At 54.5% G+C, this 25,660-nt stretch carries 20 protein-coding genes; 1 reads left to right on the forward strand and 19 read right to left on the reverse strand.

The features are described 5' to 3' along the window. Positions 1-52 precede the first annotated feature (52 nt). Together NTU47_10190 and NTU47_10195 are read right to left on the reverse strand one after the other, a co-directional pair. Entirely contained in the window at positions 53-1,339 is a 1,287-nt protein-coding gene (locus NTU47_10190; protein MCX6134167.1) for a 4-hydroxybutyrate CoA-transferase, read from the reverse strand. Positions 1,340-1,366: 27 nt separating this feature from the next. Then, on the reverse strand, positions 1,367-2,491 hold the full coding sequence (locus NTU47_10195; protein ID MCX6134168.1) for an alanine dehydrogenase: 1,125 nt from the start codon (positions 2,489-2,491) through the stop codon (positions 1,367-1,369). A gap of 507 nt (positions 2,492-2,998) precedes the next feature. On the opposite strand from NTU47_10195, the gene NTU47_10200 reads away from it, so the two are divergent. Continuing rightward, positions 2,999-3,706 carry a response regulator gene (locus NTU47_10200; protein MCX6134169.1) on the forward strand — a complete coding sequence of 236 codons (708 nt, stop codon included), beginning with the start codon at positions 2,999-3,001 and terminating at the stop codon, positions 3,704-3,706. A gap of 192 nt (positions 3,707-3,898) precedes the next feature. Here NTU47_10200 and ccsA read toward each other — a convergent pair whose 3' ends face one another. From ccsA to NTU47_10285, 17 genes are all read right to left on the reverse strand, one after another. After that, positions 3,899-6,151 (reverse strand): cytochrome c biogenesis protein CcsA, encoded by a 2,253-nt coding sequence (ccsA, locus tag NTU47_10205; protein MCX6134170.1) that lies wholly within the window; start codon positions 6,149-6,151, stop codon positions 3,899-3,901. A gap of 69 nt (positions 6,152-6,220) precedes the next feature. Further along, positions 6,221-7,306, reverse strand: a complete 1,086-nt coding sequence (locus tag NTU47_10210) for a hypothetical protein (GenBank protein ID MCX6134171.1) — start codon at positions 7,304-7,306, stop codon at positions 6,221-6,223. Between the two features lie 10 nt (positions 7,307-7,316). Further along, positions 7,317-8,555 (reverse strand): cytochrome C, encoded by a 1,239-nt coding sequence (locus tag NTU47_10215; GenBank protein MCX6134172.1) that lies wholly within the window; start codon positions 8,553-8,555, stop codon positions 7,317-7,319. A gap of 10 nt (positions 8,556-8,565) precedes the next feature. After that, entirely contained in the window at positions 8,566-9,879 is a 1,314-nt protein-coding gene (locus NTU47_10220; GenBank protein MCX6134173.1) for a hypothetical protein, read from the reverse strand. Between the two features lie 112 nt (positions 9,880-9,991). Then, positions 9,992-10,393, reverse strand: a complete 402-nt coding sequence (locus NTU47_10225; GenBank protein ID MCX6134174.1) for a hypothetical protein — start codon at positions 10,391-10,393, stop codon at positions 9,992-9,994. Positions 10,394-10,493: 100 nt separating this feature from the next. Next, positions 10,494-11,027 (reverse strand): cytochrome c family protein, encoded by a 534-nt coding sequence (locus tag NTU47_10230; protein ID MCX6134175.1) that lies wholly within the window; start codon positions 11,025-11,027, stop codon positions 10,494-10,496. Positions 11,028-11,069: 42 nt separating this feature from the next. Continuing rightward, positions 11,070-12,542 carry a cytochrome c3 family protein gene (locus NTU47_10235; GenBank protein ID MCX6134176.1) on the reverse strand — a complete coding sequence of 491 codons (1,473 nt, stop codon included), beginning with the start codon at positions 12,540-12,542 and terminating at the stop codon, positions 11,070-11,072. After that, on the reverse strand, positions 12,539-13,618 hold the full coding sequence (locus tag NTU47_10240) for a cytochrome b N-terminal domain-containing protein (GenBank protein MCX6134177.1): 1,080 nt from the start codon (positions 13,616-13,618) through the stop codon (positions 12,539-12,541). The genes NTU47_10235 and NTU47_10240 overlap by 4 nt, the downstream gene beginning before the upstream one ends. Then, positions 13,615-14,076, reverse strand: a complete 462-nt coding sequence (locus tag NTU47_10245; protein ID MCX6134178.1) for a Rieske (2Fe-2S) protein — start codon at positions 14,074-14,076, stop codon at positions 13,615-13,617. The genes NTU47_10240 and NTU47_10245 overlap by 4 nt, the downstream gene beginning before the upstream one ends. Before the next feature lie 58 nt (positions 14,077-14,134). After that, on the reverse strand, positions 14,135-15,625 hold the full coding sequence (locus NTU47_10250) for a NapC/NirT family cytochrome c (protein MCX6134179.1): 1,491 nt from the start codon (positions 15,623-15,625) through the stop codon (positions 14,135-14,137). A gap of 89 nt (positions 15,626-15,714) precedes the next feature. Continuing rightward, positions 15,715-16,581 carry a hypothetical protein gene (locus NTU47_10255; protein MCX6134180.1) on the reverse strand — a complete coding sequence of 289 codons (867 nt, stop codon included), beginning with the start codon at positions 16,579-16,581 and terminating at the stop codon, positions 15,715-15,717. Further along, entirely contained in the window at positions 16,574-18,586 is a 2,013-nt protein-coding gene (locus NTU47_10260) for a cytochrome c3 family protein (GenBank protein MCX6134181.1), read from the reverse strand. The genes NTU47_10255 and NTU47_10260 overlap by 8 nt, the downstream gene beginning before the upstream one ends. Before the next feature lie 4 nt (positions 18,587-18,590). Then, complete coding sequence (locus tag NTU47_10265; protein ID MCX6134182.1) at positions 18,591-20,783, reverse strand: cytochrome b/b6 domain-containing protein; 2,193 nt, start codon at positions 20,781-20,783, stop codon at positions 18,591-18,593. 712 nt (positions 20,784-21,495) lie between these two features. Continuing rightward, positions 21,496-21,855, reverse strand: a complete 360-nt coding sequence (locus NTU47_10270) for a hypothetical protein (protein MCX6134183.1) — start codon at positions 21,853-21,855, stop codon at positions 21,496-21,498. 61 nt (positions 21,856-21,916) lie between these two features. After that, positions 21,917-22,297 carry a hypothetical protein gene (locus NTU47_10275; GenBank protein ID MCX6134184.1) on the reverse strand — a complete coding sequence of 127 codons (381 nt, stop codon included), beginning with the start codon at positions 22,295-22,297 and terminating at the stop codon, positions 21,917-21,919. 364 nt (positions 22,298-22,661) lie between these two features. Further along, positions 22,662-24,920 carry a T9SS type A sorting domain-containing protein gene (locus tag NTU47_10280; GenBank protein MCX6134185.1) on the reverse strand — a complete coding sequence of 753 codons (2,259 nt, stop codon included), beginning with the start codon at positions 24,918-24,920 and terminating at the stop codon, positions 22,662-22,664. Continuing rightward, entirely contained in the window at positions 24,910-25,566 is a 657-nt protein-coding gene (locus NTU47_10285; GenBank protein MCX6134186.1) for a hypothetical protein, read from the reverse strand. Before NTU47_10285 ends, NTU47_10280 begins: the two co-directional genes overlap by 11 nt. Positions 25,567-25,660 lie beyond the last annotated feature (94 nt).

The following is a 25,660-nucleotide window of genomic DNA, read 5'->3' on the forward strand; positions in this document are numbered from 1 at the left end:
GCCGTCGGACAACATGTCCGACGGCCTTTTCATTTCTTATTGCGGAGTGACACTATGACTTACGGAGCGCCTTTTCAAGATCGTTGTGGAACTTCGGGTGCGCTATGGCCATGAGGGCTTCGGCCCTCTGGCGAAGATTACGGCCATGCAGCGATGCCACGCCAAACTCCGTCACAACGTAGTGCACGTCAGCCCGTGACGTCACCACACCGGCCCCTGGTTTGAGCTGCGAGACAATTCTGCTAGCCTCCCCATCCTTTACAGTCGAGGGAAGAGCGATGATCGGCTTGCCCCCCTTTGAGTAGCCTGCCCCACGGATGAAATCGACCTGGCCCCCGAAGCCGCTGTAGATACGGCTTCCGATGGAATCTGAGCAGACCTGCCCGGTAATATCGACTTCGATAGCCGAGTTGATGGCCACCATTTTCACGTTCTGGGAGACTATGAACGGATTGTTGGTGTAGTTACACGGGTGCATTTCGAACAGCGGATTGTTGTGCACGTAGTCATACAGACTCTCAGACCCAAGCACAAACGTCGCAATCACCTTGCCCGGATGAAGCGTCTTCTTCTGGTTGGTGATAATCCCCCTATCGATGGCCTTGACAACACCGTCCGAGACCATCTCCGTATGGATGCCGAGGTCTTTCTTTCCTTCGAGAAGCGAAAGCACCGCGTCCGGAATGCCGCCGATTCCCAGCTGCAGGGTCGCACCGTCCTCTACCAGGTCCGTGATATGAGACGCTATCCTGCGTTCCAGATCGGATGAAACCCCTTCTTTCAGGGTTTTCAGCGGCTCTGAACATTCAACGACCTTGTGAACACGGGACACGTGAATGAACACGTCACCAAGCGTCCGCGGCATACGGTCGTTGACCTGTGCCACGACAAGTTTCGCGTTTTCCGCCGCGGCTTTCGACGCAGCGCATTCAACGCCAAAACTCATGAAGCCGTGTTCGTCGGGTTGGGAAAGGTGGACCAACGCGACATCGATGGGAATAATCTGATCCACGAAAAGTCCGGGGATCTCTGAGAGATGGACCGGGACATAGTCGGATCGCCCTTCCTGAATGGCACGGCGATCGGCGGCTCCGACGAACAAGGAGTTGTGGCGGAAGTGGCTCTCCATTCCAGGCTCGGAAAGCGGATCTTCACCGAGCACAAGGATGTGGTTCACTTCAACATTGTGCAACTCGTCCTTTCTCCGGGCGAGGCCATTCGCCAGAAGCGTCGGCGTTGCCGCATTGCCGCTCAGGAAGATGCGATCTCCCGACTTGACAACGGAGACAGCCTCCTCGAGCGATACGACTTTCTTTTTGTATTGGTCTAACCAGTTCATAATCCTCACTTGTGTCCGGATCTATGCTCAAGAGTTCTTAACGAGCGTGCCGATGGATTGGGACTTGAAATCGAAAATGCGCGCTATCACTTCATTCGTGCAGACACCCTGATATGTGCAGACCCCCTTGCCGAGACCGGCATTCTCCCGCAAGGCCTTGACGATTCCTATCTCGCATACCTGCTGAATGTACGGCATCAGTGAGTTGGTCATGGCCATGGTTGCGGTGCGCGCGACAACGGCGGGCATGTTCGGAACACAGTAATGCGTCACACCGTGCATAACGAACACCGGGTCGTCGATCGTGGTGGGGCGGCTTGTCTCGACGCACCCTCCCTGGTCAATGGAGGCGTCAATGATGACCGAACCGGGCTTCATCTCCTTCACCATGGCCTCCGTGATGACGTGCGGCGCTTTCTCGGCCTTGAGCAGGACGGCACCGATGACAACGTCGGCGAACCGGACCGACCGGGACACGTGGTAGCTGGTTGCGAGGCTCGTGCTGATCTTCCACTGGAAAAGATGTTCGAGTTCTCTGAGCCGCGAAAGGTCTTTGTCCAGCACCGTCACATTGGCACCCATGCCGAGCGCAATCCGGGCCGCAGTTCTCCCAACGGTTCCCGCGCCAAGAATCACAACATTTGCAGGTGGAATTCCCGGCAAGCTCCCGAGCAATGTTCCCCGTCCGCCCTGTCCCGCCTGCAGGTAATGTGCTCCCGCCTGTATTGCGATCTGTCCCGCGATCTCGCTCATCACCTGGAGCAGCGACAGATCCCCTTTTTCATTCTCGATGAGTTCAAAGGCGACGGCGGTGACTTTTGCCGCCAGCAATTTTTCGAGCACTTTGCGCCGTGAGACCGCAAGGTGCAGAGTCGAAAACATCGTCTGCCCTTCCCGCAGCATCTGCAGTTCCGCTTCCGTCGGAGGCGAGACCTTCAGCACGAGATCAGATCGGTTGATAATCTCGTCAGGGCTGTAGGTAATCGTCGCCCCGGCAATCTGATAGTCCTCGTCCCTGAAAATCGCCCGAGCGCCGTCTTGATGAAGAACGTAGACGTTGTGCCCTTCTGATGTCAGATCCTGGACACCGGCCGGTGACAGCGCTACGCGTCGTTCGATGGCGGCTTCTTCTTTGAGAATGCCAATGTTCATAGCTTTCCACGCAGAAATGTGATGGTGGTTAGGATTGATTCAAAGTCATTTCAATATCTACGGGAAACCAATCGCTCCGCTCTCGGCACCCTGGCTCTGCCCTCAATGGTCAAAAAGCGTGCCGCCTGGCCCTCTAAGACCTCGCACTCCCCAGCAGTGATTTCAACGAGGCGAAGTGACAGCTTTCTTACGCTTGCGAAGGCCCGGGTTCGCCTTCCCATACATGGCAAGCGAAAGTTGAACTTCCATCCCTCCTGAAAGAGCCACACCGTCTCGGACCATTTTACGGGTATTCCCACGGCTTCTGTCGAATCGTTCAAAAGAGGGGCAGAAAGCCCGACATTTTAGAGGATCCCGATTTCAGTCCTTTGTCCCCCGAGAAGCAGACGTGTGAATTTTGACAAATAGCACTATCTTACGCTGTTCGATCCCCCGGCCTGACCAGGACAATGGGATTCATTTCTTACCGACGTGTGGAATCTGGCCGATGACTATCAGGAGAATGGCATGGTAACCCGCAACATCCTCATCGTTGAAGACGAACCGGCAATAGCCCAATCGTTTCACCATATCCTGAAACGATCACTTGAGTACAACTATCAGGTCACGATTGTGACTTCCGCCGAGGACGCTCTGGAATCTCTCAAGAAGCCAGGAGCGTTCGATGTAATCCTCCTGGATTTCTATCTTCCCGGCATCACCGGAGGCGATCTTCTCAGGGCATTGCGAACCCGCGATTCCGACACAGTCGTCGTCGTGATCTCCGCCAGCCAGGACTACCGGATCGTACACGACGTCTTCAAACTTGGCGCTGACGATTACCTTACGAAAGAAGAGCTCGCGAATCCCTACGTTTTGGAGAAGGCCATCCTCGCCGGACTTGAGAAAAGGGAATACCAGAAATCACTGGGACGCAGCGAAATTGTCCGCCAACGCAGCGAAGCGATAACAACAATCATTCGCACCGTTCATCACGAGCTCAACAACCCGATGGCCATTATCGATCTGACACTGAGCAAGATCCACGCGTCCCCGGAAAGACCAAGCGCTGAGCTCAATTCACATCTCAGGGAGATACAGGACAATGTCGACAGAATGTCTGACATTCTGCGCAGACTGATGAATTTCAGAGATGAGATGTACAATGAAGAGCTTCGCGGACTAAAGCTCTACGCAATTCCTGACAAACCCTCACCGAGAAGAGATCTTGTCTGATCTTTCCAAGTAGTGAGAGTCATTCCTGCGACCCCAGGAAAATGAAATGCCCGCAGCCGGGAGCCGGGGCGGGCATTTACTTCCTACGCTTCGTCGTACCACAGGGCATCGCTAACAGGACACACGGAGATATTTGCCCTCAACGACCTTCCTCTCTGCCGAAATGCCGTTGTTCGTCTTGCGGGAGTCTGGCTATGCGGAAATGCTCAGGTTGAATTTCGTGGAGAGCGAAATCCCAAGCCCGACGATCATCAGAACGGCTCCTGCCCAGACCAGACTCATAAAAGGCTTGATGCTCGCTTCTATCACCAGAAGCTCCGATCGCCCCGATGCTGCCACAGGCCCTGCGATGCCCGATATTTTCAGTTCGATCACACTGCCTTTGGCTTGAGTATCGACATTCATTCCTGCGAGTTCGAAGCTGAGTGCCCCATCTTTCGTCTTGGCAGCCTGCACCTGGGTACTCTGAGCACCTTTGTAAAACGTAACCGGAATAAGTTGTTCAATCGACATCCCGCGCTTCACATTCAGAACCACTCCGATGGGCATTCCGTCGCTGACGCTCGCAGGATCCATGCCTTTGTGGTCCATGTCGAACCGGACGAATGTGACCGTCGCGTCACCAACGGTCTTGGACTCCCCCTTCTTGAGCTGCAGGACCGTTCCTTCGGGCGATGACGGCGCGGCAGCGTTTTCTTCGAGCGAAACCGGTTCGATGTAGAAATCGCGCGTCAAGAATGAAGCGTAATCGGGATTTCTCATCAGGTTGTTATTATACTCGCTCTGGTACATGACCGGGTCGAGTTCAAACGACGATCCATCCTTGACCACCTGAACGGAGAAGCGCCACTTGCCATCCGGCATCGGACTCGACCCTTTGTATGTCAGTTGATGACCAAGGACCTCTTTTGGCTCGTTCAGCGCGAGCGAAGCGGTCTTTTTTTCGCCGTACCGTCCTGACCCGATGATGCCAAGGAACAGAACTGTCAGTCCGATGTGCGCAATGACTCCCCCGGTGTAACGGATGCTATCCTTCGAGAGAGTATACAGGCGGATGAGATTGACGAAAAGAGCGAACAGTGAGGAAAAGGCAAACAGACCGATCAGGAAATCATGAAGGCCCGACAGGACCAGGATCACAACCACGGCGACCGACGCGAGAAACGCCGCCGCAGCATTCTTCAGGATTTGGCGGGAAGACTCTTCCTTCCATTGGACAACGAGGCTGAGCGCCAGCAGAAATCCAAGAGCGATGGCAATCGGAAGATTCGTCTTGTCATAGAATGAAGGCTCGAGAGTGCCGGCCGAGAATAGCGGACGACTCGTGCCCACCAGGATCACGAATGCGCTGGCTCCCATAACCGCGGCGCTGATTGCGAGGAGTGATTCCCGCGTGAACAGCGGTGAGCGGGTCGAGAGATTCTTGAGATCCTTCCATCGGAGGAACAACATGCCGAACCCGAACAGGAGCGAGGCGACGATCCAGACGACAAGAAGGGCATAGGCGATCGCCCCGGGGTCGACAAACGAATGGACAGAGGCCGATCCAAGGATTCCACTTCGTGTCAAAAACGTGCTGTAGACCACGAGGACGTACGTCGAAATACCCAGGAAGAAATTTGTCTTCGCGAGTCCGCCCGTCTTCTTCTGAACCAGCATCGTGTGAAGCAGGATAATTCCGATGATCCAGGGGATCAAGGATGAATTCTCGACAGGATCCCATCCCCACCATCCCCCCCATCCCAGAACACCGTATGCCCAGTAACCGCCGAGCATGATCCCTGATCCCAAAGCGATCGTTCCGGCAATGACCCACGGGAGAGCATTGGGAATCCAATCGAGGTATGCCTTCCGCCACAGGGCGGTCATGGCGAAGACGAACGGGACTGCCATCATCGCGAATCCGGCGAACAGAATCGGCGGATGAATGATCATCCAGAAATTCTGCAGCAGCGGATTGAGGCCCCGACCGTCAGGGGGAACCATGCCCACGGAAGCATCCGCGTGCACATTCCAGATGTATTGAAAAGGAGATTTTGCAATCAGCAGCAACAGCAGGAAGCCCTGGACGATCCCGAACACCGTCATCGTCTCCGCTTCCATCCCCTTCCGGCGGGTGTACGCCATAAGGATAATACCGATGATGGAACCGCAGAGCGCCCAGAGGAGAAAACTTCCTTCCTGGCCGGCCCAGAAGGTCGTTATCAACAGGTGAAGCGGAAGTGACTTCGAGCTGTAGGCCCAGACATAATCGTATTCAAACTGGTGGCGCAGGATATACAGCATCAGCATCAAGGACGCTGCGATGACGCCAGCCGTCATGATTCCATAACTGTTCCTCGCGAGAGAAAGATATCGCTGATCTCCTCTGGTGCTCCGATAGTACGCGTAGGCGGAAATCGCCGAAGCGGCACATGACAAATAGACAATGAAAGTCCCTACCATCTTCTCTCTCAGCCTCTCCCTTCGTTCAATGGTTGATGATACAACTCGTGTGAAGAGTCAACTGCCCGATCAGAATGCGTACTCCTGACCGAACACGTTGATCTTTCCATTACTATGTTTTGACTTGTCGACGATCTGCCCGTTGTTGTCGACGACGCCCACGTGGCACGTGCCGCATGACGAAACTGCCAGCACGAGGTGCCCTTTGGGGGGAATTCCGTGACACGTACCGCACGTCGACGCAGCCGATCCGCCTGTCCACGAGGGAGAATCATTGGCGCCAACCATCACAGAATCCGTATACACGAACTGTGACGCCGAAGTGGCTTTCCTGACCTTCCAGTTGCCGTGGCAGAACGTATTGCTGCATTTGAGCGTCGCCGGATCATACGAAGGCCTCGGCACGAGCGATCCGTTGCCCGACTTCAGCTGCGCGAGCGTATCATTGAATACAACTTCTGCCGGCAGTGATCCGAGGTGACCGGTGGAGGTGAGCTGCGATGGGACTGTATGACATTCCTGGCATTTCAGCGCTTTGCCCAGTGTTGCGGTGGCAAGGTGCTTCTGATGGGCGCCGACACCGCGCGTAGCCGGGTCGGTAAGTCCCAGGACAGACTTCGGCGGAGCTGCAGCGATGAGATCAGTCGCGGCCGCTTTGAAGTTGCCGTGGCATGCGCTGCAAGCCTCGGGCGATTTTGCAGCATTGTTCGCATCGACATGGCATCCCGACTTCATGCAGGAAAGATTCGCGTTTCCGCCTCCTGCATACGTTGCGCCATGACACGTCTTGCATTGGCTCAGAGGATAGTTCTGATTATAGAGGTACTGCGGGTGGCCTGTAGAAGCGCCGAATCCGGCCGGGTGCGGATAATACTGATGGCACTTGGAGCATGCCACGCCGCTTGTCCCGCCTGTGAATTGTCTCGAATGGCACGTCGCGCAGTTGTCAAGATTGTACTGGGCCTGTTTCAGTACCGTTCCGTGGAAATTCGACGCCGTGGTATCAAGCCAGCCGGCCTCGTGAATCTTCAGCGTTCCGGACGATGCCATCGGCAGGTCCTGCACGCTCTTGAGATCACTGCAGGAATTCAACAGCGAAGCGATGACGACAAGCGCCGTCAGGAGTACGATCGTAGGGATATAGTGTTTTCTCATAGGTCTCTGCTCACTTATGACAATAGCCACAGAACTTCTGTCCTTTGATTCCGCCGACACGAGCATTGGCGTCTGTATGGCACACATAACACGTGGCACCCGGATCAGTGTGCCATGAACCGTGCTCACCCGCCATGAATCCCGGCTGGTGAGTTCGGGCATTTGTACCCTTGATGCCGTCTGAATCCATATGGCATGTGATGCACGCTGGATCTGTCCCCTGAGTATCATGGCACGACGCGCAACTCTCGATATCCCGCCGTGCAAGTTTTGCGTGCGCACCTCCGCCGGATCCGACGCCGATCGTCGCAAATCCCGGCTTCCGATGGGACTCGGGCTGGAACCTGCCCTGATTGACGTTGCCGCCTGATTCGTGGCACGTTGCACAGAACGTCTGCTGATTGTGGCAGCTCTGGCAATCGGAGGTCTTCCCCTCCACCGCGAGGCCGTGCGTAAACTTGAAGTTGAGATCGTGAACCTTCGCCGTCCTCATTCCCTGGCCGCGATCGATAGACGTAAGTCTCGGCGACCGGAGTGACATCAGGTCTTTGCCGGCGACGTCGATTTTAAGAAGGTCTGAGCCGTTGTGGCAGTCTGCGCACGACTCCTGCGTGTGGCAGGAAGCGCAGGTCGACGTCGATATCCGGGCGACCATCTTGTGCTCGCGCACAAAATCCGTTCGGTTGTGCTCTCTCGGCCGGAGCGCCGCCATGTCCACGTGGCATCCTTCACACGCATTGGACGCTTTGACGTCGTTATGGCATGTATTGCATGACGGCATCGCCGGGATCGCGACAGAAACTCCGATCTCCGCCTTGTCGACTCCTGTATGGCACTTTTCGCATTCCACTTTCAGCGTCTCGACGTGGCGCTTGTGCGAGAAGAGCAGGTTTCGCTTCGGCAGCGCGCTAGCCGCATACGTTGACGGGTCGTCATTCGTATGGCAGAATGCGCACTTGGAGTTCAATTGCTCCTCGTGACAGGACTTGCAGTTCTCGTGTGTCGCGAGCAGCGTGTCCGTGGCGAGTGTGCTCGTCGGCGCAGCGGTATGACAATCCGCACATGCGGCACCCGCGTCCCTGACGTGAAAGCGGTGTGAGAATTTGATTGTTGCCGGTCGGTCTTTCGACTGGGCAAACGCGCCGGAGTATGCAACCAGCGTGAAGGCCAGCAGACATGAAGCCACAGGCAAAAGCCTGTTGAAAACCCGCCGGACAGTCGTGGATGATGGAGGTTTTGGAGTTCTCATTGGGTTTCTGCTAAAAGAGTCTGAGTTGTTGACTGAGGAGATAGTTTACCCTGACGAAAAACCGCATGTCGCTGTTATAGATCTTGTTCTGGATCCACTGCGCCTGCACATCGACCGAGAAAGCCCGTGAAGGACGATACACGGCACCGACCGCAACGCTGAGAGCATCATCCAGCTTGGAGGAGTATTCACTCAACTTATAATGTGCGTAACCGAGAAGCAGAGTCGGCGTCAGTTTGTTCTCAAGCAGCGGATAACCAAGGTTCAGCGATGCGGCGCTCAACTCCCCGCCGTCTCCGTTATCCCGCGTGAGACTCATCGAAACATGTTCTCCGTTGACTCCGACGGTGATTTGGTTCTGTGTCGCATCGTTGTAGGAAACGGTGCCGTATTTCGCAAACACCTGCCAGTACTGACCGATGGCGTATTCAGCTCCCGCCTCATATTCTTTCAAAGAGTTGAACGTGAACACCGAAAAGATCGAATTATAAAGCAGCCGCGGATCACGCTGGATGTACTCGCCGGTCAGGCTCAGCGGTTGCAGTGCTTTGACGTTCAGGTTTACAAACGGACTGACCCGGGCAAATACCTGCATGCGGGAGTTCTTCTCCGACAGGAGATCATAGTCAAACCGTCCGTACCCCGAAACGACGTCGGTGTATTCCAGGTTGATGTCGCCGCTGAGATATTCTTCCGCCGCGGCAGAGGGCTTGATCTCGATCGGGTACGGATTGAAGAGGGAGTCCCGGCGAATGCCGATGTATGTTTCGGGTCTGAGATGCTTCTGCATGTAGCTCACCGAGACCTGAGCAAAGTCCGCTGGCGAAGCAACGAGCTGAGCACCCGTCATGTAGTTGTCCCCCGCGTTGTTGATCAACGCCATCTTGTAGCGTTCCGACGGAAGAGCACCGTAGTACCCGACGAGCTTGAGCCGGGAATCAAGGAACTTGAGCGAGGCGAGTCCGCCGTCGATCGTTCCCGACCCGACGCCGGCAAAGATCGCCTGACGCCCCATGCTCACGTCCGCCATGTTCCCGATGTTGGAGGCTTTGAAAAAGAAATTGTAGACCCTCAGCGTCCCCTCATTCTTCGCAGGTCCGGTGAAATCATTGAAGCCCTGCATGTAGGTATTGAACGAGAGTTTCTCGCCTGCAAGCGAGAGCTGGATGGTCTGATATCCGAACAGGTGCTGTGAGGACGTACCGATTGAGTCCTGACGCTCCCAGGCATAGGCCGACGTAACAAACCGGACCTGCAGTCGCTGGGCAAACGCACCCGAAACGGAAAGGGCGATGAGACAGGTGACAACCAGGAGTTTCTTCATAAGCATTCAGATTAGTAGTTGTTGAGATCCTTGCCGCTGGTTCAGAGAAAGAACAATCGTCGGAGGCGGGCACGGTGAAGTTCCCCTCCCGGAGGCCGGCGTTTCGGTGCTGTCAACGCCTGTTCGAAGCCATGAACCACGGTCCGATAATCTCCGTGGCCAGCACCATGATCCAGATTCTTCCGGAGAGCAGATTATAGTCGCTCAAAATCGATCTCCAAGGGATATCGAGGACATAGTGCTCAAACAAACAATCAACACTTACCGTCAATGCCGCCCAAAACGATCCGATGATGAACAAGTCGGTATTGTCATAGTCTCTAAGAAGCTTGTTGACCAGGACCGAGGACGACAGTAAAACAACAATCATCAGCATCAGCACGCTCAGCACGTGCGAGGTATGCTCTCCTATCCTTGGAATCAAGAACAGGCTCCGGAACATGCCATTCATCGATGCCGCTATTGCGACAAACAGCCAAACTTCAAGAGATTTCTGGACCGCATTTCTGTCCATCACACCTTCCCCTCGCGCGTGAACCGAAAGGGAGAGCGGGCGCTGCGACGTCTGGTGCAGCGCCGCTCCTGAAGCAACCTGAGAACACTGCAGCGGGCTCTTAGCCCTTTGGAACTGAGTGCTTGATCTTTCCCCACATCTCCTCAACCTTGAAGGCTTTGTGGGTCGGACTCTTGTCGTTGTGGCAGGTCTTGCACAGTGTCTCGACTGCTGCCATGTCTTTGAATTCATGCAGACCAGCGGCAATTGCTTTCGCTTTGTCTTTCATGACTGCCATGTTCTTGTATGCCGATCCTGCACCGTGACACACTTCGCATTGCACGCCGTCTTTCACATCAAACGTCTTATCTGCAAGCTTCACATCCACTGCGCCATGGCACTCGAGACATTCCGGGGCTTCTGCAGCATTCTTGATGCCTTTTGCTTTGGCAATTTCTGCAGCCTTTTCGCCCGTAAGGGTCTTGTATGCTCCGGCATGCTTGCTCTTCTGCCACACGCCAAACTGATTTCCCGTCTTGTCCGCCTTATGGCACATGGAGCACATCTTGACGCCGATGTACTTATTCTGAGCCAATGACGTGAACCCGACGGCAACCATCAGAATCAACAGCAGAGTGAGAAAACGGGTTACCATAGAGAACCTCCTGAGTAGTGGATCGTTGTGGAAATATGGGAGTTACTTTCCTCCCAAAGCCTGTCGCCGTTCGAGCCTTCGGATGAACACATAGAGCGAAACAGCCAGCACGGTGATGGCGAGCGTCGCAAGACCGAGGCCGACTCTGCGGAATACATATTCATCGAGTGCTTGTACTGCTTCCTGGTTCACCGCAGCCGAAACAACCAAACCCTTGGTCGCCACGTCCCGGAAGCGGGCTTCGTTGAACGCATGCACCATCGTTCTCGACTCGAGCCGGGCCTGGTGTGCATCCCTCAATTTGTATTTCGCTTCCGAAATCTCCATGCCCTTCTGTTCGGCTTCATCCACCAAAGCAATCGCGTGCTGTTCGGCTGTTTCAAGGCTGTCGATGAGACCGCGCATCGATCCCGCAGCCGCGAATCCTTTGACGTTCTGGCTCGCGTTGTGGCAGCGGCTGCACACTGCCTCCGACGTCACGCCAAGGAGTTTATTGGTGGCAATGATGATCTCGTGATTCCCGTGACACGTCTCGCATTCAGGAAGTTTTCGATCGTCGAATGCCTTCTTATGCGGACTCGCCGAGAACAGGTCGGCATTAAGAGCGTGACAGGTGCCGCAGACCTTGGAAACCGATGTGATTCCCGGAGGCGTGGCCGCGTGGTTTCCATGACAGCTGTTGCAGGCCGGCGCGCCGTTGTCATGTTTCTGCAGCAGCGCAACGCCATGGACGCTTTTCGAAAACTTGTCGAACTGATCTGTGGGAATCTTGTATTCCTTCATATACTTCGCATCGCTGTGGCAATGCGCACACGTCGAAGGAATGTTCCCCGGGTATACAGAAGATCTGGTATCCTTTGCAGAAAGGATGTTGTGACTGCCGTGGCAGCTCGCGCATTGTGCTACCTTCGCATCTCCCTTGACATTTTTCGTCCCGTGGACACTCGTGCGATACTTGTCGAGCTGGTCGACAGGCAGCGAGGGATTGTAGCTCCTCATGAATGCGGCATCAGCGTGACATTTGGTGCACGTCTTGACAATGTTCAGGGGATAGACAGGTGAAGCAGGATTCTTTACGGAAACCACGCCATGAGCATTATGGCAGGTGATACACTGAACAATGTGTCCCTTCCCGTTCGTGGCCAGTTTTCCGTGAACACTGATCTCAAGGTTGGCGTACTGTGTAATCGGAAGCGCAGATCCGAGCTTCTTCATCTGTTCCGCGTCACCGTGGCATCGCGCACAGGCCTCGGAGATTTCATCCCCTTTCGGTACTCCGATGAACCCGGCCTTCTTGTCCATCGCTTTTTCCATGTCATCCGTTTGTGCATTGCCGCCATGGCAACCTGCACAGGAAACTCCCTTCGCGTGGTGGACATCCCGCTTAAAGAGGTCCACGGCCTTGCCGCCGACGGTCTCGTGACACGTCAGGCATTTATCCTCTGTGAACGCCAGACTGAGGGAACAAGTCAGCAACACGATCGCTGCAGTCAACATACGGGTAGTCTTGCTCATAGGAACCACCCGACGATTGTGAGTGCCAGGATATAGAAGACTACAAAAATCCCAATGTAATTGATAAGCCGATTGTCCTCGCCGCGTGCAGTTTTCTTGTCCAAGAAAGGAACAAGGAGCCAGAGCGCCCCGGCCACTCCGAAGACGAGGATGCCCAGCACTTCGCCGTCGAAGAATAGAATTTTCCCGGGGATGTATTTCAGCGTCTGGAACATGAACAGAAAATACCATTCAGGTTTTATGCCAGCAGGGGCCGAGGCAAATGGATCAGCTTTCTTCCCAAGCTCCCACGGAAAGAAGACAGCCAGAATCGCCAGAAGGTTGAGCACGATAAGCCAGAAGAGCATGTCCCGCAGCAGAAAGTTCGGGAAGAAGGGCATCGTCTTGCGTTCCGCCGGAGGCACCTTGTCATCGGTCAGAGCCTCGCTCATCCCCTGCCGCTGCACAAGAAGCAGATGGATGGCAAGAAGCACTGTGAAAATTCCCGGGAGCACAGCGACGTGAAATCCAAAGAACCTCGAAAGCGTGGCGCCCGTGACATCCTCGCCTCCCCGCAAAAAAACCATGATCGGTTTGCCCACAACCGGAACCGCACCTGCGATGTCCGTTCCGACTTTCGTGGCAAAAAACGCGAGCTCATTCCACGGAAGAAGATATCCGCTGAATCCAAAGCCCAGCAGGAGAAAGAACATGAGCATGCCCGTGACCCAGGTGATTTCCCTCGGTTTGCGATACGCCTTTTCGAAGAAGACGCTGAACATGTGGATCATCGCCGTCAGGATGAACAGATTCGCCGTCCAGCTGTGGATCGACCTGATCAGCCAGCCGAACTGGACCTTTGCCATGATGAAATGAATGCTCTCGAAGGCAAGCTGTTCACCCCCCTTGTAATACAACAGCAGGAGAATTCCCGTCACTACCTGGATGATGAACAGGAAAAGTGAAACGCCGCCGAAGTAGTACCAAATCGAATGGCGGTTTACAGGGACGTACTTCTTGCCCATGTATTCCACCAGGCCGCCGAGTTTGACACGCTCGTCGACCCAGTCGTAGAGTTTGGACCAGAGCGTATTCATGCTTTTTTCGAGATTGAGATTTCGTCACCTTGGACAACAACTCTGTATTCGTCGAGCGGGCGCGGCGGCGGGCCGGCGACGTTGCGTCCGTTCAGGTCATAGCGCCCGTTATGGCAGGCGCACCAGATCAACCCCATATCCTTCCGATACTGCACTGTGCAGTCCAGGTGTGTACACGTTGCTGAGAAAGCTCGAAACTCACCATTCGCGTTCCGGACGAGAATCACCGGCTTGTTACCAAATCGGACAATGGCGCCGCTGTCCTTCTCCATCGCGCTCACCTTGCCGGCTTTCACGCTGGTGACCTCAACCTCAGCCTGTTTGGGAGGATTCAGATATGCCAAAACAGGATAGAGTACCGCCCCAAGCCACGCAACAAGACCACCACCCAGAATGTACTTCAGGAAGTTTCTCCTGTCACTCTCGGGCTGACCCGTGGGCGTTGATTCACTCTTCATAGTTTCGTGCTTTCTATCGATCCGACCAATGATCAGCCAGACATTGACAGCAAGGACATTACTGACCGTTGTGACAGTCGCTGCAATTCATTTCTTTCCAGGCATCGCCAATATCGACGGGATGCTTATATTCGATTCCTCCCAAATCCAGGCGAAGCTTGTCTTTCTCGAACTGCTGGGCAAGAATCGTATGGCACACATTACAGTCCCGGGAAAGCACTTTTCCCTGGTCGGAAACATGCTTGCCGTCGTGACACCGGAAACACCCGGGATAGTACATATGACCGATGTTGTCGTTGAACTTCTTCCAGCTCACATGCATTTCCGGAAAGTAGTCACGGCTGTAGATCTTCTGCAGCTCGGTAACAGTCCGTCCAATCTGAGCGCTCTTCTGGGCCATGACGTCGGGATACGTCGTGCGATAATACTCTTCGATCGTCAACTTGATGCTGTCCAGCGCGATTTTCTTCGTGGTGTATGACTTTTCGAGGGCTTTGACAGCGACGCTCTTCACATTGGGCAGCTCCGGATCGATCCATCCCAGTGACATGATGTGATTCACTGAACGGGCGGGCGGATGGTAGATATGGGACGGCCGGTTGTGACAATCGAGACAGTCCATCCGGCGCGTCTTCACCTTCTTGAGATCTTCATCGCTCAGCGGATTGTCGGTGGACTTGTACGTGACAACTTTTCCATCAGCCGATTTGATCTGCACCCAAGGGATCACCTGGCGCTGAGAGTCGAGCGCTGCATAGGTGACCGTATTGGCGATGTTCATGTGCCAGTGAATGCCCGAAGTCGGTCCTGCCTCTGAATTCCCCCCCCCCACCTTGACAAGCAAATTGAGCGTCCACTTCGAATTCTTTTCATCCGATGTGTAGTACGTGTTCTGGATCTGCTTCTCGCTGAAAAAGTGCTTGGGCCAGTGGCACTGTTCGCACGTTTCCTGAGCCGGGCGCAAGTTCTCGATCGGCGTCGGGATGGGCCGCGGGAATTTGTTGAAAATCGATGCATATACCTGATATGCACCGGAGAGTTTCGAACGGACGAACCAGCCGGCACCGGGTCCGATATGACATTTCACGCACCCCACGCGGGCGTGAGGAGAATTCTGATACGCTGTGAACTCCGGCTCCATAACGGTATGGCATGTCGTACCGCAGAATGTGTCGGAGTCCGTATGCTCGTATGCCTGATAGCTTCCGAACGCTGAGAGCAAAAGCAACGCGATCGTAGCTGTCGAGAACACCGCGAAGGCCGTTCTGTGTTTTGGATTATTGAGGTCAATCTGAGGAAGCCTTGTCTCGGGCTTCCCATCGTGCACGCGTTTTCTCTCACGGAGGATTCCGAAAATCAGGATACACAAACCGATGAGCAGCACCGCCGGAAGCAGCACAAAAGCGATGATTCCCATATACGGCTTTGGCGATTCGGCCAGAGCTTCGAGCAGCATGAGAAAGAAGATCAGGCCAAGACTGACGAGAGCAACCGCCGCTCCAACAAGCGTGACCGGATTATAGAATGACGACGGAAAGATACGTTTCATGGGATTTGCGATTATTTTTCAGAAACAACGCTCTGTGACAACAACGATAATACCATCAACACCCTTCATTTGCAATGGTTTTCTTGCCTTTATTGGTAGGCAAAAAGCATAGCGTAAATGATCCATAGGACTATGCTGAATCCCACAGACAACGCCGTCCAGCCGAAGATGCGAATCACCCGGATGACGATCGGCGGATAGGGCTCGACGAGGTTTTCATCAAGCTTCCCTGCCTTCACCAACTCTTCGTACTCAGCCGGCTTGTCTTCCTTCAGATCTTCCACAGTCATTCGACCCGTGAAGACGACGATATCCATCGGAAATTTCTCCGGTCGCAGATGGGTATTGAAGAAGTGCACAGTGAATATGAAACCCACCGCCAGCAGAGCTTCGTCGCTGTGGATTATTGTCGCCACATTCAAGAGCCATCCCGGGAAGACCCTTGTAAAGAGTTCTGGAAACCAGAGGGTGAGACCGGTCGACCCGATGACAGCCATTCCCCAGAACACGGCGAAGTAATCGAATTTCTCCCAATACGTCCATCGGCCATATTCGGGCCTTGGACCCTTCCCGAGGAACCACTTGAAGTTCCCGATCAGATCCTGGAGGTCTTTCTTGTTGAAGAGCATGGAATCGGGTCCCAGAATCAATGCACGCCACGAACCGTAGATCTTGTTCTTCATCCTGACGATGTCGACGATGTGTGCGATGAAGATGCCGATCATCGCAACAGCAGCGAGACGGTGAATGTATCCTGCAGATTCGAAACCACCAAAGAGATGAGAGAGAAACGCTGCCCACCCTGTATAGGCAAATTTCAACGTCATGCCGGTCAGAGCGAGGCTAATAAAGCTCACAATCATGATGACATGGAGAACGCGGTTCAGCCTCTTAAACCGAAGGAACTGGTGCTCCCCTGCGGCCTGCGCAGTTTCAGGTCCGGTCGCCTTATCCATTCTTGCCTTCTTCCCCTTGTTTCCGGGAGTTTTTTCGCCGTTCGCGCTGCATCCTGAGCGCCCGCGGCAGCCAGAGAAGCGTATGAACACCTCCCAGGATGAATGTAACGACAAGCAACGACGTCATGCCCCAGAATGTCCAGAACAGAAACGGATACTTCTGAGGATCGTGATGTGTCGCATGCGTCAGATATCCAGCGAAACGACGGGTGGCTCCCGCGTGGCATTTCTGGCATGTCCCAACGACATTCTCGCGGCTCAGGTGAGAACGCGAATCTGAGATAGGCAGGATGTCGTGCGCACCATGGCAATCGTAGCACTTCGCCGTCTTCGCGTACCCGAGCTGTGACACTTTTCCGTGGTAGGTATCGAAGTACGTTTTCGCGATCGCCTCGTGGCACCGGCCGCATTGGGTCATGATCTCCAGCTTGAATCCCGTTGCGTCGACGCGCCGGATCGTATGGGCCGTATGGCAATCGCTGCATACCGGCAGCGGCTTGTCCGTCTTTCCGATCATTTGCACATGAACGCTCGATTCAAACTGCCCTTCAATCCCATGGTGACACCGGCCGCACGTCTTCGGCACATTGCGCGGGTTCACGCTTGAAAGCGTATCACTCTTGGGAAGCACGCTGTGCGGCGTATGACAGTTCGTGCACGTCGCAGTCACCGTCAGCCCGCTTTTCATCAACCCTTTGCCATGAATGCTCTCAGTGTAATGCTCGATGATTTCATGCTGTGAGCCACCGTACCGGGCGGCCGCTTTCTGACCTTCGCGATGGCATCGCGCGCAGAGGAGCGGAACATTCGTCGGAAACGTGGCAGAATTCGGACTCAGCTTCCCGAGGACGTCATGCGTGCCGTGACACTCCTTGCACGTGGGACCGTTGGAGTCGTTTTTCGCAACAAGCTTTCCATGAGTACTGACCTGGAATTGCTGTCCCACTTCTGCGTGACACGCCGTGCAATCCACTTTCTTTGAGATCGTTTCGCACGGGCGGACGTGGGAAACACTTACTTCAGAGTGGCACTGACTGCAGGAGACTTTTGAATGACGCGAGTAGCCGAGCTGCTCACCCTTCACGAACAACGAGCGGCCATCCTTCGATGACTTCATGTTCTTGTTCTCGTGACAACGGAGACAATCCTTGTCCGCCATCCCCTGCGTATAGAACACCTTTCGGATCTTGTGCGGCTGATGGCAGTCGACGCAGGCAGGAAGCACGTTCGCCTGCTTCTCCCAGAGTTCTCCGCGTATCACCTTGCGGTGAACGATTTCGATTTGCCCATGGCACTTCGTGCACGTCTTGGAGATGTTGCCCCGGGCTATCGAGGACGCCGGGTCAGTATGCGGCAGAATCGAGTGCGGGGTATGACACGAAGCACAGTTAGGAGCGACTGTCAGTCCCTTCTGAAAAAGCGCCTGGCCATGAATACTCTCTGAAAAATTCTCAAGGATATGATCCTGGTGAATCGTCCGCTGCGCAGTGACGGGAGATCCTTCCTTGTGACACTTTCCACACAAGAACGGCACTTGAAGTACAGAAATGGGTGACTTTGGGTCCTTCGCAGACAAGATGTTATGGTTACCATGACAATCCTTGCAGCGTGGAGCGAGCTGGTCCCCGCGGGAGACAGCCTTCCCATGCAGCGACTTGGCATGAAGAGCTTCTTCCGACGAATGGCACGTTCCGCACTTCACCGGCTTCAAGCTCCCCTCATGCGGAAGCTCCTTTCCCGACAGGTCTTCGTGACATGACACGCACGTGAGAGCAGCGTGGACAGATCCTCCGAACTTCTTTTCGTCTACGAACACCGAGATCTTCCTGCCAGCGCGTGTCCCTTCCAGCGACTTGTCATTGTGGCAGCCGAGACAGTCGGTATTTTCCTGCGCACGAACCGGAGTGATCCAGAAACTCAATGCCAGCACCAGCGAGGCCGCCGTCACCAGCATCCTGCGGGTTCTCACTGACTGGCTATTGCTCCGTGTCGTTCGCGAATTCATAGACTTACTTTTTTACCTCTGGCGGAGTTGTCCCTGCTTTCTCTGATTCAATTTCCTTCGCCAACGCCGCGTTCATTTCGGCGTGACGGATTTGTTCCAACTCTTTCGGATGCTCCTCTTCCATCTCTTCTTCCGTTATTGTTCCCTTCCAAAACGCGAGATTGATCGGATAGATATCGGGATTGAACATGACGAAGTAGAAATGCCAGACAATAATTGACAGGGTCGCGAGCCAGGCTTCATAGTAGTGGACCGCCCGGGCGACGTCCCACCACGTCTTCGTAAGGATGCCGAGGAACGTGTTGTCAAACCAGAGGATGAACCCGGTCGCTGCCATCACGGCCGTGCCCCAGATCAGCGCCCAGTATTCGCTCTTCTCGATGTAGCTGAATCGTCCGAATTGCGGCTTCACCCGTGAGATGCCGAGATTGTACTTCAGGACGCCGATGGCGTCCGTCGCATCGTCGAGCGTCGGGAGCAGGTCGCGGATCAATTGCTTTCCACGGGGGACAAAGAAAACATAGTAGATATGGTACAAGCTCGCAGCCACGAGCACAACGGCGGCAACGCGGTGCAGGATGCCGCGCAGTTCGAACATCAAAGGACTCATGTTGCGCACGGGCGCGACCCACCATGCATCCGGATATTTAAGCGCGAAACCGGTCAGCACAAGCGTGATGAAACTGGTGAGGAGAGATGCGTGCTGGAGCCGCTCACTGAGCGACATGCGCAAATACAGCCGGTGTGCTACCGGCGGCCGCGGGATCAGTCCACGCCGGTACATCAACTGACGCTTCGATTTTCTCCTGAAGTCGAGCACATTGTGGAAGAACATGCCGCCCACGACGACGATGATCAGAACGATGTAGGTCGTCGAAACGTAGTAGAGCGCAGAGTCCTGCTTGTCGGTCGCGATGATGTGGACTGCACCTTTAGTGAAGTTCTCGTTCGCTCCGGGATGGCACGATCCACACGTCTTGATAAGATTGGCTTTGCTAATACGGGAAGTTGGATCGCTGGACGGTTTGATATCATGCACGCCATGACAGCTGGCGCAGTTCGCGACCTGAACAGACCCCGCAGTACCTGCAAGCCCGTGATAGCTGTCGGCGAAACTCTTGAACCGATCGTTTGCGAGCCCGTACTTCTGGTTGAGTTTCACCGAACTGTGGCACGGCGAACAGACCTGACTCGAAACGTTCGCAGCCGCGACGGGAGAACGAGGATCGGTTGTTTTGAGAATGTTGTGTTCACCATGGCAGTCCGTACACACAGGCGCCGAGTTGACGCCATTCTTGACTGCCATTCCATGAACGCTTGACTCAAACGCCTTTGCCACCTCGGCGTGGCACTGCGCACAGGTCTGAGGAATCCTCGCCTTGGCAACGCGTGAAGTCGGGTCCGATCCCTTCTTCATCTCATGGCTGCCGTGACAATCCACGCAGTTTGCAGCTTTTCCGTTTCCACGCTGAAGCGCTGAACCATGGACGCTCGCATCGTATGCGGAGATGAAACCCGCCGTCGGAGACATCCTTGCCTTCACGTTCGGATCATCCAGGTGACAGGAAAGGCAGAGTTTGTCCTGGGCAATCTTGAGCTGCGTCGTGTCCTGAGCCGCTGTCACGTGCACGATGGGATTCTTGTGGCAATCGATGCACGTTGGAGCGCCCTGAATACCCAATGCCTGGGCATGAGCATGTGACGACCGCAAGAAGGTCTGCTTCACCTCATTGTGGCACGATCCGCAGAACTCAGTCAACTTCGCGGAGTGAAATTTCGAGTCGGGAGATTTTGGAGAGTGAACGTCGTGAGTACCGTGGCAATCTGTGCATGAACCTGAACCGGCCCCCTTGCCCCCTGCAGTGAGATTCATTTGAGGATGGAACTGGTGCTTCAGCGGAGCATCCTTGTGGCACGTGAGGCACTTAACCGGCTCTATTTTCTCTTTGTGCGGAACGTTCTGAGCATCGAATCCGGAGTGGCATGCAACACACACCAACTTGCGGTGCGTCGACTTGTCGAGTGTGCCTCCGTTGACGAACAGAGAAACTTGCTTCCCTTTCCGCTCCATCGCCAACGATGAGTCGCTGTGACAAGCGAGACAGTCTTCTTTCGTCTGTGCCGCAGCACTCGTGGCTGCAAGGCCAATCACGACCAACCAGAAAAAAGCCCGAAGAATGTTGAAATGGGTTCCCATTTTCTTGGATCTTCTAACTGCTGAATTTATCAACACTTGAGAAAAGCATATATATTCAACTGAAAACTCGCAACTCTCGTGCCAGCAATGACAATTTGGAAGAAGTCAAAAACCTTAACAAATAGCAACATACGCGATCAATATGAGTTGGCCCATTCTCCCGGGCGAGAACAAGAATGCGGTGGTTCTCAGATTGGGGAAAGTGAATAAACTCACCAATCATTGGGATTTCTTGCGCCAACGCTTCCTACAGACGTGCCGGAGCGACCTTCGGTGAATCCATCAAGCGGGAGGAATGAGAGATGAGAGGATCAAACTCGGGGGACGTCAAATCCACCTTCCCACCGAGAATCACGAAGAGCTGTTGTTCAGGATACTGTTGCCCCGTACTCCCCTAGCAGGTAGTTGAAATTCAAGTTTCAAATCCAAAGATGAACCGCCAAGGCCGCCAAGAGCGCCAAATATTTTAAATTTCGGCCGAGGAGAATTTCTCAACAATTCCTTTGCGGTTCTTGGCGTGCTTCGCGGTTTGTTTTTCAACATCCTGCTAGAGAGCCGGTCGGAAAGTGGCGCCACCAAATCACCGAGCCAAAGGCTCATGCGCCTCTGGCGCATAAAGACACCAAGGTGTATGAAAACTCAACTTTTCAGCGTCCTTCTTCTTTTGTGATTTAGTGCCTTCGTGGCAAATGACGGGTTTTCAATCGCGCTTCTAGTCGTTCGCTTTTCCCTGGCAGAGCGCACAGCACGGCAGCGTCGGATCACGGAGCAGCGCCTCAGCCGATATCTCTCTGCCACATCGGACGCACAATCCGAATTTTCCGCGCGCCATTCGTTCCAGCGCTTCCCTCAGCTGCTGAACTGAGCGTGAAGGTTTGTATGTCAGCAAGTGGGTCTGCAGGATCACCGAGAATACTTTGTCGGGGGACGGATCGGGTTGGGAAACAACGCTCCTCATGCGGAGCTCGTTCAAGACTTCGACGAGGGTTTGGTGGTAGTTCTGACGCAGGGTGAAATCAAGCTGGCGAAGCATGGCAAGCTTGATCCGGCTCAAATCTGCAACGCTTGTCACGGTGCCTGCCCTCCTTCCAGAGAGTTGAGGAGGCAACAGCGAAAAGCGCGAATCCGTCCACTCAGGACTGTCCGTCGAGAAGCTTGTGAACGGCATCCGCTACGGCGTTGACATCAAACGGCTTGTAGAAAACAAAATCCGCAAGGTCCTTGATCGTTTCTTCAATCTCCGGGGAAAGCTGACGGTACACACGAAGAAGAACGACAGGAATCTTGAGCTTGCTCGTCCGAAGAACGGTGACCTCTTTGAGAATGTCGGAAGGGAACGAGAAGAGATCCACCAGCAGCAATGCAGGGGATGCTTTGCCGAGGGCGGTCTTCAGATTGTCAAGCTGCGTCTCGCATGCAATCTCATACTTGTCTTCCAGCAAGAGTGAAAGGCTCTTCGCCAGCGCGGCGTCAGGACTGAAAACCAGAACCTTCTTCTGTGCTTCACGCTGCAAGAGGCCCTCCCGAAAGGTACTCTCCGCTGGAATTGTTCTCATGGCGACCATCGATCTCACTTTCTCTGAGTAAACCGCTCAAGATGTATGCCACCTTGATTCCGTTGAGATTTTCATCGCCGACAGACTGTAAGTACCCAGCCTGCGTTGTTTTATGGCTTTGAGAGTTGCTTGCTGTCAACTGTTTTCCCGAATTCCAATAACTGCTTTCTCAATTTCTCAAAAGAAGAAATCCCACGAGAAAGCCTGCCGTCAAGTGGTTTCCCCGCCTGCAAGAACTCGTGGGCTGAGAGTAAATACAAAGGCAGGGTTCCCAGACGCTTATGGTATCCGCCTGAGAACTCCTGCCTAATGAACCGATTGATTACTTCAACAATGTCATTTTCTTCGTCGCAGTGAATCCTTCTGCCTGCAGATGGTAGAAGTATGCACCGCTGGCGACTGAGCGACCATCATCGGTCTTGCCGTTCCAGGTAACACGGTAGTTGCCTGCCGACATCGTCAGATTGACGACGGTGGCAACCACGTCTCCGGACAGACCATAGATAACGATCTTCACAGGCGTCTGCTTCGGCACCGAGAATGCGATTTCGGTAGACGGATTGAACGGGTTCGGATAGTTCTGATTCAGCGCGAACACTGTCGGAATTCCGCTCCCGGTCTCGACGCTGGTGACAACACTGACAGCGGCGTATCCGCTTTCGTTGCCGGCCTGGTCGATTGCAGAGATCTTGTAGTAGTACGCAACGCCGCTCTGGGAAACTGCGTCCCGATACAGAGGCGTTGTGACCTTCGCCACCGGAGCTGTGCCGGCCGGATCGAAGTTCGGTGTCGTTCCGCGATACACTGCATATGCTGCGATATCGCTCTCCTCGTTCGCCTTCCACTGGAGGTTGACCACGTTGTTCAGGAACGAGGCGGTCGTCCCTGCCGGAGATGCCGGGGCGATGTTGTCCACGGAGTATCCGCTGTCGGGCTGAGTTGCGAATGCCACGGTATTCGCTGCCGTATATCCGGCGATGTAGAATGTCGTCCAGCGCTGGCCGGAAGTCTTCGTTGAGTCAAAGATCGTCGGAGCCACGTACGAGTACTGCTGCATTGCAGACGCAGGGACTGAGCCGACATACGTCCAAACGGTTCCAGCCATAAGGGCCGATCCACCGACCGCTGTCGTTTGCATCAGCTCCGTGAAGTTTCCGACCTTCTTGATTGAATTCAGGCTCGGGAGCATCGGGTCTTTTCTGAAGACGCCGTACGTGACAACCTTGTTATAGCTGTACATCTCAGCCGGGAAGGCGGTCCAAACAACCTGGACCTTCTTGCCGTTGTCAACCGGCACGTCCTTGATCGAGGAGATTGAGGATGCTCCGGCGCCGAGTTTCACCTGCTCCAGTGAAGAAGTGAGCAGTCCCTTTGCGTAGTTGTAGTTGTGAACTCCGCCGCTGCCGTCGTTACGCACGAACTGCAGATTGTAGGCCGCCGCGCGCTCGACAACTGAAAGCTTGCGCTTCGACGTCACCGGCATCTTTGAGTTGTTCTGCCACGTGATTGTGTCGGTAAAGAGAATTGGCGTGCCGGTTGGATTGATCGTGCTGATGATCGTATCCCGTTTCGGCAGTGCTGCATACAATGCTGCCAGCAACTTGTCTGTCTTCCCCTTCGTCAATTCCACAAACTCGATCGAGGCCTCGCCATGGCATTCTTCGCATCCGGTAGGATTGAGAATGGTCTTGGTGACGCCGCCGACGGTGTTATCATATGCAACTCTGAACGTGTGCCCGCCCATTTTCGTCATCATGGTATCGGGCTTGGTGAAGTTTGATGCCGCGGAGGCCAGGAATGACGGCGAACTGGCCATATGACACACCGCGCAACGTTCTTTGATATCGCTATGGGAGGAATTCTCATACATATAGCCCGGCAGCTCCCATCCACCCCACGTGCCGACCGCAGCGCTGTTCTGCTGGACTGATCCGGATGGGGCCAAGAGGTATGCGTTCGCAACGTCCATGGTGAACGGAGCGGTGTTGGTTCCCATCAGCATTGTTCCCTGATGTGCAGTGTGTAAGCCGCGGGTGCTCATGCGTGTGATGTGGCAACCGATACAGACATCGCCGACGGTCTTCGCACGAAGCTGTTTCTCATTTGATCCGTCATGCGGATCATGGCAGGTGGCGCAACCGACTGGCATCGGGTCATTGTACACCAGCAGACCTGTCGTTGCCGGGACCGGCTGGGCTTTTCCACCGATAACTTCATTGACATATCCTTGTGACGTATGGCAGCGTGCGCATACGGGGCGGGATGTGTATTGAGGCTGACGCTCGGTTTCGGTTGTGGAAATTGCGTGAGCGGATGCGCTCCACGCATAACCGATGCCGTGCCGATCGCTCGAGAAGTGACACGGTGCGCAAACTTCAGACGACAGCGTCTCATCAAGCTTGTTGTTGCCCGCGACCGGCATGCCTGCGACGTGCTGTCCGGCTGGTCCGTGGCAATTTTCGCACTGGATGCCTGTTCGTGCCATCGATTTGGGGTACTTCGTCACCAACGTGTCGAACACGCCAGGTGCATTCGTCGGAACCGTTGTGAAATTCTCCGCCTTCGCTACATCATCCATCATTGCCGCTCGTTGTCAATCCATCATACCCAACGGAGTGACACGAGAAGCAGCTGAAGGAAAAGTGTCCACCTGTTTCTGTGACTTTCCGCTTCACGGCTGTAGCATGATTCGACTTCGACCATGTTGTGAAATTAGACGGATTGACAAGATGGCATGCGCAACCGGTGGGAACGGCTTGCGTGGACTGCATCGAGATTCCAGCGCCGATGAACTTGGCGGCGACGATTTTCGTTTGCACCGAAGCGGCAGCACCGAGAGGTGTTGTTGCCGTCATCGTCACAGTCCAATCGCCAACCGTGTCAGCAACGAAATACACCACTTTACCGTTGAGTCCAGTTGCCGTGTCCTGAATCGGCTTTGAGACGCCATACGGGCTTGTCAACGTCCACGTTGCGCTGTTCACAACAACCGTCGTGTCGCTGTATTTGTTTCCCAATCCGGAGAGGGCCTTCGGAGCCAACACAACGCGGCTCCCGACTCCGACCGACTTGAGGCCTGTCGTTGCCTGGTTCTTGTTTGCTGACTTGAACCTGTCAGGCACACCTACGATATCGATCTTGGCAGTCTGGGTCTGCGCAAGAACCGGCATGGCCAGAACGAAGATCAGAACAACCAACACTGTAGCGGTGAGTAGAAATCTCTTCATACAACCTCCCTCTTGGGTATTCGATTTGAGGTGCGACACAAAATTCCTTTGTCACTAAGCGTTGCCCCGCCCGGCTCGGGCGGGGCAACGGTGA

This window comes from Ignavibacteriales bacterium (assembly GCA_026390595.1).
Classification (GTDB): domain Bacteria; phylum Bacteroidota; class Ignavibacteria; order UBA10030; family UBA10030; genus UBA9647.

Coding starts and splice junctions, on each gene's coding strand:
- NTU47_10260 (MCX6134181.1), bottom strand. CDS start 18,586: ATGAATTCGCGAACGACACGGAGCAATAGCCAGTCAGTGAGAACCCGC.
- NTU47_10210 (MCX6134171.1), bottom strand. CDS start 7,306: ATGAGAAAACACTATATCCCTACGATCGTACTCCTGACGGCGCTTGTC.
- NTU47_10235 (MCX6134176.1), bottom strand. CDS start 12,542: ATGAGCAAGACTACCCGTATGTTGACTGCAGCGATCGTGTTGCTGACT.
- NTU47_10280 (MCX6134185.1), bottom strand. CDS start 24,920: ATGATGGATGATGTAGCGAAGGCGGAGAATTTCACAACGGTTCCGACG.
- NTU47_10265 (MCX6134182.1), bottom strand. CDS start 20,783: ATGGGAACCCATTTCAACATTCTTCGGGCTTTTTTCTGGTTGGTCGTG.
- NTU47_10195 (MCX6134168.1), bottom strand. CDS start 2,491: ATGAACATTGGCATTCTCAAAGAAGAAGCCGCCATCGAACGACGCGTA.
- NTU47_10225 (MCX6134174.1), bottom strand. CDS start 10,393: ATGGACAGAAATGCGGTCCAGAAATCTCTTGAAGTTTGGCTGTTTGTC.
- NTU47_10285 (MCX6134186.1), bottom strand. CDS start 25,566: ATGAAGAGATTTCTACTCACCGCTACAGTGTTGGTTGTTCTGATCTTC.
- NTU47_10190 (MCX6134167.1), bottom strand. CDS start 1,339: ATGAACTGGTTAGACCAATACAAAAAGAAAGTCGTATCGCTCGAGGAG.
- NTU47_10200 (MCX6134169.1), top strand. CDS start 2,999: ATGGTAACCCGCAACATCCTCATCGTTGAAGACGAACCGGCAATAGCC.
- ccsA (MCX6134170.1), bottom strand. CDS start 6,151: ATGGTAGGGACTTTCATTGTCTATTTGTCATGTGCCGCTTCGGCGATT.
- NTU47_10215 (MCX6134172.1), bottom strand. CDS start 8,555: ATGAGAACTCCAAAACCTCCATCATCCACGACTGTCCGGCGGGTTTTC.
- NTU47_10220 (MCX6134173.1), bottom strand. CDS start 9,879: ATGAAGAAACTCCTGGTTGTCACCTGTCTCATCGCCCTTTCCGTTTCG.
- NTU47_10240 (MCX6134177.1), bottom strand. CDS start 13,618: ATGAATACGCTCTGGTCCAAACTCTACGACTGGGTCGACGAGCGTGTC.
- NTU47_10230 (MCX6134175.1), bottom strand. CDS start 11,027: ATGGTAACCCGTTTTCTCACTCTGCTGTTGATTCTGATGGTTGCCGTC.
- NTU47_10245 (MCX6134178.1), bottom strand. CDS start 14,076: ATGAAGAGTGAATCAACGCCCACGGGTCAGCCCGAGAGTGACAGGAGA.
- NTU47_10250 (MCX6134179.1), bottom strand. CDS start 15,625: ATGAAACGTATCTTTCCGTCGTCATTCTATAATCCGGTCACGCTTGTT.
- NTU47_10255 (MCX6134180.1), bottom strand. CDS start 16,581: ATGGATAAGGCGACCGGACCTGAAACTGCGCAGGCCGCAGGGGAGCAC.